General features: G+C 37.8%; 11 protein-coding genes. 4 read left to right on the forward strand and 7 right to left on the reverse strand.

The window, feature by feature from the left end; genetic code table 11:
* Positions 1-8: 8 nt before the first annotated feature.
* From groL to miaB, 7 genes are all read right to left on the reverse strand, one after another.
* A complete protein-coding gene (gene groL, locus ABIQ28_RS04950) occupies positions 9-1,643 on the reverse strand; it encodes a chaperonin GroEL (protein WP_348035750.1) in 1,635 nt (544 codons plus the stop codon).
* A 121-nt stretch (positions 1,644-1,764) separates the two neighbouring features.
* Complete coding sequence (gene groES, locus ABIQ28_RS04955) at positions 1,765-2,040, reverse strand: co-chaperone GroES (protein WP_129016628.1); 276 nt, start codon at positions 2,038-2,040, stop codon at positions 1,765-1,767.
* A gap of 173 nt (positions 2,041-2,213) precedes the next feature.
* On the reverse strand, positions 2,214-2,567 hold the full coding sequence (gene secG / locus ABIQ28_RS04960) for a preprotein translocase subunit SecG (protein ID WP_348035751.1): 354 nt from the start codon (positions 2,565-2,567) through the stop codon (positions 2,214-2,216).
* A 3-nt stretch (positions 2,568-2,570) separates the two neighbouring features.
* The gene (locus ABIQ28_RS04965) at positions 2,571-3,521 is read right to left on the reverse strand and encodes a tetratricopeptide repeat protein (protein WP_348035753.1); all 951 of its coding nucleotides are present in this window, start codon (positions 3,519-3,521) and stop codon (positions 2,571-2,573) included.
* 9 nt (positions 3,522-3,530) lie between these two features.
* Complete coding sequence (locus ABIQ28_RS04970; RefSeq protein ID WP_348035755.1) at positions 3,531-4,037, reverse strand: LptE family protein; 507 nt, start codon at positions 4,035-4,037, stop codon at positions 3,531-3,533.
* 25 nt (positions 4,038-4,062) lie between these two features.
* A complete protein-coding gene (locus tag ABIQ28_RS04975; RefSeq protein WP_348035756.1) occupies positions 4,063-5,328 on the reverse strand; it encodes a sigma-54 dependent transcriptional regulator in 1,266 nt (421 codons plus the stop codon).
* An 82-nt stretch (positions 5,329-5,410) separates the two neighbouring features.
* Positions 5,411-6,853 carry a tRNA (N6-isopentenyl adenosine(37)-C2)-methylthiotransferase MiaB gene (gene miaB, locus ABIQ28_RS04980; protein WP_348035757.1) on the reverse strand — a complete coding sequence of 481 codons (1,443 nt, stop codon included), beginning with the start codon at positions 6,851-6,853 and terminating at the stop codon, positions 5,411-5,413.
* A gap of 165 nt (positions 6,854-7,018) precedes the next feature.
* Here miaB and ABIQ28_RS04985 point away from each other — a divergent pair, with 165 nt between their 5' ends.
* The 4 genes from ABIQ28_RS04985 (at position 7,019) to gldK (ending at position 13,345) form a co-directional block, all read left to right on the forward strand.
* Complete coding sequence (locus tag ABIQ28_RS04985; protein WP_348035758.1) at positions 7,019-7,801, forward strand: hypothetical protein; 783 nt, start codon at positions 7,019-7,021, stop codon at positions 7,799-7,801.
* Positions 7,802-8,093: 292 nt separating this feature from the next.
* Positions 8,094-10,634: a type I DNA topoisomerase gene (gene topA, locus ABIQ28_RS04990; protein ID WP_348035760.1), complete on the forward strand. Its 2,541-nt coding sequence runs from the start codon at positions 8,094-8,096 to the stop codon at positions 10,632-10,634.
* A 3-nt stretch (positions 10,635-10,637) separates the two neighbouring features.
* Entirely contained in the window at positions 10,638-11,804 is a 1,167-nt protein-coding gene (locus ABIQ28_RS04995) for a formimidoylglutamase (protein WP_348035761.1), read from the forward strand.
* 164 nt (positions 11,805-11,968) lie between these two features.
* On the forward strand, positions 11,969-13,345 hold the full coding sequence (gene gldK / locus ABIQ28_RS05000) for a gliding motility lipoprotein GldK (RefSeq protein WP_348035762.1): 1,377 nt from the start codon (positions 11,969-11,971) through the stop codon (positions 13,343-13,345).
* Positions 13,346-13,410: the final 65 nt, after the last annotated feature.

Below are 13,410 nucleotides of genomic sequence, written 5' to 3' on the forward strand. Positions count from 1 at the left end.
TGGTTGGCTTACATCATGCCGCCCATACCGCCGCCGCCATTCATAGGGGCGCCGTTAAATTGTTCTTCAGCGTCATCAGCCAATACACACTCTGTTGTTAATAACATAGCTGCAATTGAAGCTGCATTTTCTAAAGCTATGCGGCTAACCTTAGTTGGGTCAATTACACCTGCACCAATTAAGTTCTCAAACTTATCAGTACGTGCATTGTAACCAAAATCAGCAGTGCCTTCTTTTACTTTCTGTACAATGATAGAACCTTCAATACCCGCGTTTTCGCAGATCTGACGTAACGGCTCTTCAATAGCGCGACGAATGATCTGAATACCTGTATTTTCGTCTTCGTTTTCGCCTTTAAGATCGGCTAAAGCGGAAACCGCACGAATGAATGCTACACCACCACCAGCAACAATGCCTTCTTCAACAGCAGCTCTCGTAGCATTCAATGCATCATCCACGCGGTCTTTTTTCTCTTTCATTTCCACTTCACTTGCAGCACCTACATAAAGTACAGCCACACCGCCAGCTAATTTAGCCAAACGCTCTTGAAGTTTTTCTTTGTCATAATCAGACGTCGTAGTTTCAATTTGCGCTTTAATTTGGTTAACTCTTGCTTTGATATCTTCAGCTTTTCCTGAACCATTTACAATAGTTGTGTTGTCTTTATCGATAGTGATCGTTTCAGCAGTACCTAACATGGTTAAATCAGCGTTCTCTAAAGAGAAGCCTCTTTCTTCTGAAATCACAACACCACCAGTTAAGATAGCGATATCTTCCAACATTGCTTTACGTCGGTCTCCAAAACCTGGAGCTTTAACGGCAGCAATTTTTAATCCACCACGTAATTTGTTTACTACTAAAGTAGCTAAGGCCTGACCTTCTACATCTTCAGCAATAATCAATAATGTACGACCAGATTGTGCTACTGGTTCTAGGATTGTAAGAATTTCCTGAAGATTTGAGATCTTTTTGTCAAATAATAAAACGTATGGATTTTCTAAATCGGCAATCATTTTATCGGCATCCGTAACAAAATAAGGCGATAAATAACCGCGATCAAATTGCATACCTTCAACCACATCAACGTAAGTGTCCAATCCTTTAGCTTCTTCAACAGTGATGACACCTTCTTTACCTACTTTAGTGAAGGCTTTGGCTACCAATTCACCAATAGTATCATCGTTATTAGCAGAAATAGAAGCTACTTGTCTAATCATTTCTGATGAGTCGCCTACTTTTTTAGCTTGCTTTTCAAGATCAGCAACGATCGCTGCAACAGCTTTGTCAATACCGCGTTTCAAATCCATTGGATTGGCACCAGCTGCAACGTTTTTCAAGCCTTCTTTAACGATAGCTTGCGCTAAAACGGTAGCTGTTGTAGTACCATCTCCAGCCAAATCATTGGTTTTTGACGCTACTTCTTTTACCATTTGTGCACCCATATTCTCAAGTGCATCTTCTAATTCTATTTCTTTTGCAACGGTTACACCATCTTTAGTCACCTGAGGTGCGCCGAATGATTTACCGATAATAACGTTACGACCTTTTGGGCCTAAAGTTACTTTTACTGCATTTGCTAATGCATCTACACCACGTCTTAATCCGTCGCGTGCGTCAATATCAAATTTTATATGTTTTGCCATAATGAAAATTTTGTTTAAAATTTTAAACTTTCAATTCTCAAAACACCAAATTCCAAAATAGGAACTGATAGTTTGATGCGAAAGTTATTGGAAATTGTTTTTTGTTTTTTGGAATTTGCAATTAGATAATTGCTAATACATCACTCTCACGCATGATCAAATAATCTTTGCCTTCAAGTTTTAGCTCTGTTCCTGCATATTTACCGTAAAGAACGGTTTCACCAACTTTTACCGTCATTGGATTTTTTTTAGTACCTGCACCAACGGCAACAACTTTACCTTTTTGTGGTTTTTCTTTAGCGTTGTCTGGAATGATAATTCCTGAAGCTGTTTTTGTTTCAGCTTCTACTGGTTCAATAAGAACACGGTCTGCCAATGGTTTAATGTTTAATCCCATAGTTGTATTTTTTGTTTTAAGCATGCCTAAGCATGACAGGTTAATTAATTTTTTTTTACTGTATTAGATAGTTGCGAAAAATGTGCCACGGGGCTTAAACTGACAAAGTTTCAGGCATAAAAAAATGCCAACAAATTTTGTTGGCATTTTAATTATTTTAAGCTGATCAATTTTTACTCGTTTGTAGTATCAATTGGTGTTTCAGTATTGTTTGTTGTTGGTTTAGTTGGTGCAGGCATACTTGTCGTAGCTGAATCAGGATCCAACGCTTTAGATTCTGCAGCGCCAGTGGCGCCATCAATAGCAATGTTTGATACTAATATCAAGGCTAACAACACCGTTGCTAAAATCCAAGTACTTTTATCTAAAAAGTCGGTTGTTTTTTTAACACCACCTAATTGTTGTGTACCACCGCCACCAAATGATGAAGACAATCCGCCTCCTTTTGGATTTTGAACCATAACCACCACCACTAATAAAAAGGATACAATGATGATAAGAACTAAAAATATTGTAAAAGTACTCATGTGCTATTTGGTATTATTTGCTTGTAATTGTTTTACTGCTTTAATTTGGTCTGCAAAGAAACTACTTTTTTCTGGATATTTCAAAATTAAAATCCTATAAGATTGAATTGCTTTATCATAATTTTTTTGCTCTAAATAGATCCTCGCCAATGTCTCGGTCATCAAGTTATCATTCTGTACCAATTTTGTTTGTGCCAGATTGAATGAAGGCGTAGTTTCTTTAACAGGAGAGATTTTTGGATTGGAGGATATAAATTTGTCTATTAAGTCAAACTTTTTTTCCAGAGGCGCTTCTGCTTTTGGTTTCAGCTCTTGTATTGAAGATACTGTTTCTTCGGTTTCAATCGTTTCTTCAGCTGCTCTTTGAATCGGCTTAAAACTTGTAATCTTTAACCATTCGGTAAACGAACGGGTTTCATTTTTATCGAAATCTAAAGGTTTGCCTATTTTTAATTGCTCTTCAGGAGAGGGTTCAATTTTGTTGACATCGACCTCAATGATAGGAACGCTTGTTTCCTCTTTTATATTGGTTTGAACGGGTGCTTTTCTCTCAAATAATCCTGGATCTAAAACGCCCTCACTATCTTTAATGTGCTGTTTTAAGGCCTCATCAATCAGCATCTTTTTATTAACAGAAATATCATCGGCTTCCTTAACGTCAATAGCATTTAAGAGTTCTGTGTTTTGTTTGATGAGTTTTGAAATCTCATTTTGATTGAAAGCTTCTGAAGTAATAAAATCAAATAAAATACTTCGGTCTGTCGTATAGGCAGCGGTAACTCTGAGTTCTTGGTTGTATTTAAAGCTTTCTTTGGTTTTTAAACCTTTTAAATGCAATGCTCGAGCCGCTTGGAAATAAGGATAACGGGCAACAATCTCACCAACCGTTGCGGTTTGGTCAGAAGTCAATTGCTCCGGATAGGTGAGTAGATATGTAAAGTCCTGTTTGTTCACGTTATAAAATTACCATTTTGCCAAGGTAGCGTTCAAAATATCCTGTGTAATTCGTTCAAATATCTCCTCTATGGCCGCATCTTTTTGGGCTCCTACTAATTGCGCGGTTCCTGGGTAATCATAAAAGAATGAAAACTGTTGATTAAGATCGCCGTCAGGATTGTTTTTATCATAAAAACGAACCCGAACACCAATCGTCAAACGGTTTTGTGCTGCGGTGTTATCTGCTGTTGCTGTGGTCGGAGAAATTCGATACTCTGTTATTTCACCTTCATAGGTGATGTCTCCGCCTGAAGTTACCAATTGCAAACTGGTTTGATTTTGGATGATGTCAGCGAGTGCATTTGTAAATGTACGCTCCAAACCAGGTTCAATCAACGGCGCATCATTTTGAAAATAATTAACTTGATAGGTTCTGGTTCCTGCTGGCACGGTAATTCCTGTAAATTTATAATAACCACAGCCTGAAAATAGGCTTAGACTAAAAAGGAATACTAAAATTTTTAATTTCTTCACTTGTGTTTTTTTGAGCAATGTTTTATTACAAATCGAATTGTTTGATTTTTCGGTATAAGGTGCGCTCGCTAATACCGAGTTCAGCGGCGGCCAATTTACGTTTTCCTTGGTGGCGCTCCAATGATTTTTTTATCAATTCGAGTTCCTTGTCATGTAAAGAAAGCGTTTCCTCTTCCTCAACTTCTTCGGCAAAATGGTATTTGTCAGTGTTATTGTCAATGGCTTCTGAAAGTTGACTCATTTTTTCGGGAATGGACATGACTTCTAAATCTTCGATGGTATCTTCATAATCTTCTGCATCGTCATCGCCATAAATTTTTTGGATTAAACCTTCATTTTTCTCTTGTACCTCGTTGGCGTTTCCGTTTTTCATGAGCTCCATGGTGAGTTTCTTCAAGTCGTTCAAGTCGCTTTTCATGTCAAAAAGTACTTTGTAGAGAATCTCACGCTCGCTGCTAAAATCGCTATCGCTTTTTGAATTTTTAATTATGGCAGGAAGATTATCGCCTTGACTAGGTAAGTAGCCTTTTAAGGTTGCGGCACTAATAGTCCTGGTGTGCTCTAATACGGATATTTGCTCAGCAGCATTACGCAACTGCCTAATATTTCCGTTCCATCTATGTTTTAAAAGGACGTCAACCGCTTCATCAGTTAATTTGATGGTAGGCATTTTATATTTCAGGGCAAAATCGCTGGCAAATTTGCGGAATAACAAATGAATATCGTCCTTGCGGTCTCGCAGAGGTGGCAAATGAATTTCAATGGTGCTTAATCTATAATAAAGATCTTCGCGAAACTGTTCTTTCTTGATGGCCTCAAACATATTCACATTGGTGGCTGCTACAATTCGGACATCTGTTTTTTGGACTTTACTGGAACCTACTTTTATAAATTCGCCATTTTCCAAAACACGTAACAAGCGCACTTGAGTGGTTAGTGGAAGTTCACCAACTTCATCTAAAAAAATAGTACCGCCGTCGGCCACTTCAAAATAGCCTTCGCGCGTATTTGTTGCGCCTGTAAAAGATCCTTTTTCATGACCAAAAAGTTCACTGTCAATCGTGCCTTCTGGAATGGCGCCGCAGTTTACGGCAATATATTTACCGTGTTTGCGATGGGATAGTTGATGGATGATTTTTGGAATGCTTTCTTTACCGACACCACTTTCTCCAGTTACCAAAACCGAAATATCCGTTGGGGCAACCTGAATGGCTTTTTCTATAGACCGGTTGAGCTTTGGGTCATTCCCAATAATTCCGAAACGTTGTTTTATGGCTTGAATTGATTCCATTTTAAGATTAAAAGTTAAGAATTAAGAGTGAATACTTGTGTGGTTTAGAATACTATAAAAGATTGATATCTCTTATTCATTATTAAATGATGGCATATTCAATAGCTTCTCCAATTAAAGTGGCACTGGTACAATCTGTAATTTTGACGTTTACCAAATCGCCAATTTTATAGTGGGCTTTTGGGAAAACGGCCACGACATTTTGTGAGGTTCTTCCGGACCATTCCTGGTCTGATTTTTTAGATTCGCGTTCCACCAAAACTTCCACCGTGGTGCCTACATAGGCTTTGGTTCTGAATTCGCTATGTTGTCTTTGCAATTGGACAATCTCATCCAAACGTCTTTTTTTCACTTCTTCAGGAACATCATCTTCCAATTTACGCTCGGCTAGAGTTCCAGGGCGTTCAGAATAGGTAAACATATATCCGAAGTTATATTTCACGTATTCCATTAAACTTAAAGTATCCTGATGGTCGGCTTCAGTTTCTGTTGGAAAACCTGAAATCATATCCTGAGAAATCGAACAGGTAGGAAGAATGCGTCTGATATTATCAATCAATGCGAAATATTCTTCACGGGTATGCAAACGATTCATTTCCTTAAGAATGCGATTGCTGCCACTTTGCACTGGCAAGTGAATATGCTTACAGATATTTTTATATTTCGCCATCGTTTCAATCACATCCAAAGTCAAATCCTGTGGATTGGAAGTTGAAAAACGAATGCGCATTTTGGGATAGGCTTTCGCACATAAATCCAATAAATTGGAAAAATTGACTACCGTCGCTTTTTGCATGTCGCTGGCCTTGTCGAAATCTTTTTTCAGTCCGCCGCCATACCATAAATAGCTATCCACGTTTTGGCCCAATAAGGTAATTTCTTTAAAGCCTCTGCTCCAAAGGTCCTTGACTTCTTCTAAAATACTTTGCGGATCACGGCTGCGTTCTCGTCCGCGCGTAAACGGCACCACACAAAACGTGCACATATTATCGCAGCCACGTGTGATGGAAACAAAAGCAGAAACGCCATTACTATTTAAACGGACCGGTGAGATATCGCCATAGGTTTCATCTTTGCTTAAAATAACGTTGATGGCATCTCTACCTTCTTCAACCTCTGATAATAAATTTGGAAGATCTTTATAAGCGTCAGGTCCAACAACCAGGTCGACGATTTTTTCTTCTTCAAGAAGTTTGCTTTTCAAGCGCTCCGCCATACAGCCCAAAACCCCAACTTTCATTTTAGGATTGATACGCTTTACAGCATTGTATTTTTCCAATCTTTTTCGGATGGTTTGTTCTGCTTTATCGCGAATGGAGCAGGTATTTACTAAAACCAGATCTGCTTCTTCCAGTATTTGGGTGGTGTTATAACCTTCCTGATATAGAATGGAAGCTACAATTTCACTGTCACTAAAATTCATGGAACAACCATAGCTTTCAATAAAAAGCTTACGGGTATTCTCTTTTTTTTGTTCGAGTACGAGACTTTCTCCTTGCTTGCTTTCGTCAATAATTTTCTCCATAAGTGTCTTGAAACGTCTGTGATTGTTTTTTTTGTCTTCCTTAAAAGACAGCTGCAAAGATAAGATTATTTTAATGATTGTGACAAAGTGACAGTGTATTAAAATGTTTTGATAATGTTAAAAATTTATAGTTTCTTTGAAGTTGAACCAACTAAATTTTAAAAAATGACCCCATCAGAATTTCAGTCCAGAATAGCTCAAGCTAAAGATTTGGATTTCGGAACTATTTTTAATTTATCGATTGAACTCTTTAAGAAAAGCTGGCTGCAGGGCTTTTTATTGCAATTATTTGTCATCATTTTAATGGTGCCGTTTTTCATCGTTATCTATGTGCCCATCGTCATGATGGCTATATCACAAGCTGACTCAGGGCATTTTGATCCGAACGATATGAGTGGTTTATTTGCAGGGTTGTCTGTGTTTTATGTGTTATTTATTATTGTAGGAATCTTTATTATAGGTGTTGTTCAAGTGGCGCTGACGGCGGCTTTTTTCAGAATATTGAAAAATGTAGATGAGGGCCTTGAAGCTAAAACGTCAGACTTGTTTTATTTCTTGAAAGGAAAACATCTTGGCAAGATATTAGTGTTAATGTTGGTCACTGTTTTAATAGCCATTCCTGCGGCTTTATTCTTTTACCTACCATTAATATATGTGATGATCCCGATGTCATTCTTTTCGATAACTTTTGCCATGAATCCAGAATGGTCCGTAGGCGATATTGTGAGCTCAAGTTTTAGAATAGGGAATAAGAAATGGCTATTGACTTTTGGATTGTTATTTGTTTCTTATATGGCTGTTGGGATACTGACTTTTGTGAGCTGTGGCCTTGGAAGTTTGTTTTTAGCGCCATTTATGTACCATCCTATTTATTTTATCTATAAAGAAACAGTAGGGTTTGATGATTTGTGCGAGTTGAATCAAATTGGTGAGGAAGTCGTTTTTTAATATAATATATATGGAGTAGAGTGTACATAATTTTTTGGATGGCTATATGAATCCGTAAATTGTATTGATTTTATTTCATACTAGCTTTCTGAAATTATTGGTATTGAGATTGTGTGTACGATAGAGCACTCAAAATGATCTTTGGAAATATAATGTATTTAAAAGCCTGAACCTTCAGGCTTTTTTAATGCCTAGTTGTGGCTCGTCCAATAGCATATAAATCGGCTTAGATTTTTTTAATTAGGTTGAATAATATTTTTTCACATACATTTGTAGCCAGAAAAAATGTAATATGGCGAAGAACTTAGTTATTGTCGAGTCCCCTGCGAAGGCTAAAACGATTGAAAAATTTTTAGGAAAGGATTTTAAGGTAGAGTCCAGTTTTGGGCATATTGCCGATTTACCTTCTAATGAATTGGGGGTTGATGTAGAAGGCGATTTTAAACCAAGATATGAAGTTTCGAAAGATAAAAAAGCAGTAGTAAAAAAACTTAAAGACTTAGCGAAAGGTGCCGAGATGGTATGGCTAGCAAGTGATGAGGACCGCGAGGGTGAGGCCATTGCATGGCACTTGGCGGAGACTTTAAAGTTGGATAAAGCAAAAACTAAACGTATTGTTTTTCATGAAATTACCAAAACAGCTATTCTAAAAGCAATTGAAAATCCACGTGATATTGATTACCATTTAGTAGATGCACAACAAGCGCGTCGAGTGTTGGATAGAATTGTAGGTTATGAGCTGTCTCCAGTGTTATGGCGTAAGGTAAAAGGCGGACTTTCAGCCGGGCGTGTGCAATCGGTTTCTGTGAGGCTTATTGTAGAACGTGAAAGAGAAATACAAGACTTCCAGCCGGAAGCCTCTTATAGAATTGATGCTGAATTTTCCAATGAAGCAGGACAGAGTTTCAAGGCAAAACTTCCAAAGAATTTTTCTACCAAGGAAGAAGCGTATAAATTTTTAGAATCTAATGCAGCAGCGGCTTTTAAAGTTGCCGATTTAGATAAAAAACCAGCTAAGAAATCTCCAGCAGCACCATTTACAACCTCTACTTTACAGCAAGAGGCGTCGCGTAAGCTCTATTTTTCAGTATCGAAAACCATGACGATGGCGCAACGTTTGTATGAAGCGGGTTTGATTACTTATATGAGAACAGATAGCGTCAATTTATCTGATGAAGCACGTAATGGTGCCCAAGCTGAGATTAATGAGGCATACGGTTCAAAATATAGTAAACCACGCAATTATAAAGGTAAATCAAAAGGTGCTCAAGAAGCGCATGAGGCCATCAGGCCAACTGATTTTTCTGTGCACTCTGTTGACATTGATAGAGATCAGGCCAGATTATATGATTTAATTTGGAAACGTGCCATTGCTTCACAAATGAGTGAAGCTGAACTGGAGCGTACCAACGTGAAAATTAGTGCTTCCACACATAAAGAATTGTTCACGGCCAATGGCGAAGTCATCACTTTTGATGGGTTTTTAAAAGTCTATTTAGAAGGAACTGATGATGAAGATTCTGAACAGGACGGTATGTTGCCAGCCATGAAAACCAATGAAACTTTGGTTAATTCATACATCACGGCCACGGAGCGTTATACAAGACCTCCTTATCGCTATACGGAAGCTTCTTTGGTAAAGCAGTTGGAAGAATTGGGTATTGGTCGACCATCGACATATGCACCAACGATTTCAACCATTCAAAATAGAAACTATGTTGAAAAAGGATCTATTGAAGGTGTAGAACGAAATTATACACAATTGACCTTAAAAGGTGGGAAGGTAAAAGATAACGAACTCACTGAAAAAGTAGGATCAGATAAAGGGAAATTAGTACCCACAGATATTGGGACAATTGTGACCGATTTTTTGGTCAACCATTTTGAGAAAATTCTGGATTACAACTTTACCGCAAAGATGGAGGCCGATTTTGACGAAATAGCAGAAGGAAATGAAGATTGGACTAAAATGATGAAGGACTTTTACAAAGACTTTCATCCACAGGTTATAGATGTTCAAGAAAATGCTGAGCGTGAATCGGGCGAACGTATTTTAGGTACAGACCCAAAAACCGGACGACAAGTAAGTGTGCGTTTGGGCAAGTTCGGTCCCATGGTGCAAATCGGAACGGTTGATGAAGAAGAAAAACCTTTGTTCGCGAGTTTATCTCCAGACCAACAATTAGCTAACATCACCTATGAAGAAGCCATGGATCTTTTCCAGCTTCCAAAAACATTGGGGACGTATAATGACGAAACCGTCGAGGTTAATAATGGGCGTTTTGGACCTTATGTAAAATATGGCGACAAGTTTGTGTCTCTTCCGAAGGGAATGGAAGCCTTAAATGTGGAGCTTGATGTCGCTATCGATTTAATTAAAGAGAAAGAACAAGCAGACGCTCCTATATATATGTATAACGATTTACCTGTTCAAAAAGGTAAAGGGCGTTTTGGTCCTTTCATTAAATGGAACGATATGTTTATTAACGTCAATAAAAAATATGATTGGGATAATTTATCTGACAGTGATATTGTAGAATTGATTGAAGATAAAATTCAAAAGGAAATAGATAAGGTCATCCACAATTGGGAAGATGAAGGAATTCGTGTGGAAAAGGCACGTTGGGGAAGGCATAATATCATTAAAGGAAAAATAAAGGTTGAATTGGCTAAAACGGTTGATGTTTCTAAATTGACTTTGGAAAGTGCCAAAGCGATGATTGAAGAAAAAACACCAAAAAAGAAAGCCGCCGCAAAGAAAGCACCTGCTAAAACTGCAAAGAAAACGCCTGCTAAAGCTGTCAAAAAAACAACAACTACAAAAAAGAAGTAAGCCATGACCTTTAATTTTTTGACGCCTGTTTCTGATGAAGTATTGTCTGACAATGAGTTTTTGTCACCACAAGCCCTGGGAACAAAAATGAGGATTCATTCTGAGGCAGACGGACTTCCAGATCTTGAGGGTGTAAAGATTGCCATTATCGGTGTTCTTGAAAACAGGAATGATGTTAATTATAGTGGATCTGAGGTGCGGTTGGAGCATATAAGAAAGGTGTTTTACGGTTTGTTTCCTGGGAATTGGCACACCGCCATGGCCGATTTGGGCGATATCCGTCAAGGCGATAGCGTGGAGGATACTTATTTTGCATTGCGGACAACGATTGCCGTCTTGCTCGAAAAACAAATCATTCCTATCATATTAGGAGGAAGTCAGGATTTGACCTATCCTAATTATAGAGCTTACGATAGTGTTTTACCAATGGTCAACATTGTAAGTGTGGATTGTAATTTTGATTTGGGAGATTCCTCGTTGCCCATGAAAAACAATAGTTATTTGGGGAAAATCATTTTAGAACAGCCTTATAATCTGTTTAATTATTCTACCATTGGCTACCAAACCTATTTCAATTCGCAAGAAGAAATAGATTTAATGGAGAAGCTCTATTTTGAAGCTTATCGTTTGGGCGAAATATCAAAATCCATCAATGTCGTAGAGCCCGTAATGCGAGATGCCCATATTGTGAGTGTAGATTTAAAAGCAGTGAAGGCGTCGGAGGTCTCTACTGAACAACGGTATTCGCCAAATGGCTTGGATGGAAAAGAAATTTGTGCCATCGCAAGATATGCAGGGATCAGTAATAAGGTGTCCTCTTTTGGTATTTATGAATACCAGCATTCACAGGATGATCACGGCACCGCAATGCTTGTAGCACAAATGTTATGGTATTTTGTTGAAGGGGTTAACTGTCGCATTAAAGAAGATCCGTTAAATGATGATGTCAACTATCAGAAATTTAACGTTTTAATAGACGAGGATGAATTGATTTTTTACAAAAGCATCAAAACGGGGCGTTGGTGGATCGAAATTCCTTTTTTACCAGAGGTCAATAATAAATTAAAGAAGCATACGTTATTACCATGCATGCATGACGATTATATCGAAGCTACACAAGGGAAAATACCTGAAAGATGGTATAAGGCCTACAAGAAAAATAGCTTTTAATTACCTGTGGAATGGTTCTTTCATCGATGAAACGACCTCTTTTTAGGATGAAATGCAAAAAAAGTAAGAAATAAATTGTTTTTTTAAAAATATATAGATATGTTTACTCCCTCAAATAATGGTAACATAAAATTTACTGCTAAATAATTTAACCTCGAGTTTTTATGAATATGAAGAAGTTCGCTTTATTAACCGCTGTTTTAGCTCTATTGACTAGTTGTAATTCTGGAGACAGAGGAGAATTAGTTGGAGTTAAAGGAAAGAAATGGCATCCGGAAAAACCATATGGAATGACCTTAGTTCCAGGGGGTTCATTTATTATGGGTAAATCTGACGATGATTTGGCCGGTATTCACGATGCCCCAACCAAAACTGCAACTGTTAGAGCCTTTTACATGGACGAAACTGAAATTACTAATAGTGAGTACCGTCAGTTTGTTAACTGGGTCAGAGATTCTATCATTAGGACTAAATTGGCAATCATGGCTGATGAAATCGGTGAGACCCCAGGAAATGGAGGTATTGGAGAATTTGCGTTTAGAGATGCCGATCCAGAAAAGATGACCGTTTATGAAAAGTATATGTATGATACGTATAGTGGTTTAGGTCCAACAGGTTTTGAAGGGCGACCATTAAACAAAAAGGTAAAGTTAATTTACGATACGAGTAAGTACCCGGATGAGTACTATGCTGAGGTTATGGATACTATGTACTTGTCAATGGAGGAGTCTTACAATGGACAACGTACTTGGGATGTTACAAAATTTAAGTATAAATATACGTATATGGACATCCAAAAAGCAGCTAAAAACAGAAACTTAAAACGTAAAGACGTTTTGGTAACTGAGGAGGTTCAAATTTATCCCGATACAACAGCCTGGATCAGAGATTTTGCTTATTCATATAATGAGCCAATGCACAATGATTATTTTTGGCACGAAGCTTACGGTGCATATCCTGTTGTTGGGGTGTCTTGGAAACAAGCCAATGCTTTCTGTAACTGGAGAACATTATATAAAAACTCTTACCAAAAAAGTAAAGGTGCTCAAAACGTAAACTCTTTCCGATTACCATCAGAAGCTGAGTGGGAATATGCTGCCAGAGGTGGTCTTCAAGGTGCAACATTCCCATGGGGTGGTCCATATGCTAAAAATGATAGAGGTTGTTTCTTAGCAAACTTTAAACCATTGCGTGGTGACTATGCAGCTGATATGGCATTATATACTGTTGAGGCAAAGTCTTATGAGCCAAATGATTTCAATTTATATAACATGGCTGGTAACGTATCAGAATGGGTAAACGGATCTTATGACCCGGCATCTTATGAATATATGTCCACGATCAACCCTAACGTCAATGATCCTAACAACCAACGTAAAGTTGTAAGAGGTGGTTCATGGAAAGACGTTGCGTATTTCCTACAGGTAAGCTCTAGAGATTATGAATATGCTGATTCCGCACGAAGCTATATTGGCTTTAGAACTGTACAGGATTATATGGGAACAGATATTACTGCAAATGCAGCAACTAACAAAAATTAAGAACCTTAACAACCAAAACTAAATATTAATCTACTAAGTATTTTAACTTAATTAAAAAACAAAAT

The sequence above is a fragment of the Gelidibacter sp. genome (assembly GCF_039916245.1).
Taxonomy (GTDB): domain Bacteria; phylum Bacteroidota; class Bacteroidia; order Flavobacteriales; family Flavobacteriaceae; genus Gelidibacter.

Coding starts and splice junctions, on each gene's coding strand:
- groL (WP_348035750.1), bottom strand. CDS start 1,643: ATGGCAAAACATATAAAATTTGATATTGACGCACGCGACGGATTAAGA.
- groES (WP_129016628.1), bottom strand. CDS start 2,040: ATGGGATTAAACATTAAACCATTGGCAGACCGTGTTCTTATTGAACCA.
- secG (WP_348035751.1), bottom strand. CDS start 2,567: ATGAGTACTTTTACAATATTTTTAGTTCTTATCATCATTGTATCCTTT.
- ABIQ28_RS04975 (WP_348035756.1), bottom strand. CDS start 5,328: ATGGAATCAATTCAAGCCATAAAACAACGTTTCGGAATTATTGGGAAT.
- miaB (WP_348035757.1), bottom strand. CDS start 6,853: ATGGAGAAAATTATTGACGAAAGCAAGCAAGGAGAAAGTCTCGTACTC.
- ABIQ28_RS04985 (WP_348035758.1), top strand. CDS start 7,019: ATGACCCCATCAGAATTTCAGTCCAGAATAGCTCAAGCTAAAGATTTG.
- topA (WP_348035760.1), top strand. CDS start 8,094: ATGGCGAAGAACTTAGTTATTGTCGAGTCCCCTGCGAAGGCTAAAACG.
- ABIQ28_RS04995 (WP_348035761.1), top strand. CDS start 10,638: ATGACCTTTAATTTTTTGACGCCTGTTTCTGATGAAGTATTGTCTGAC.
- gldK (WP_348035762.1), top strand. CDS start 11,969: ATGAATATGAAGAAGTTCGCTTTATTAACCGCTGTTTTAGCTCTATTG.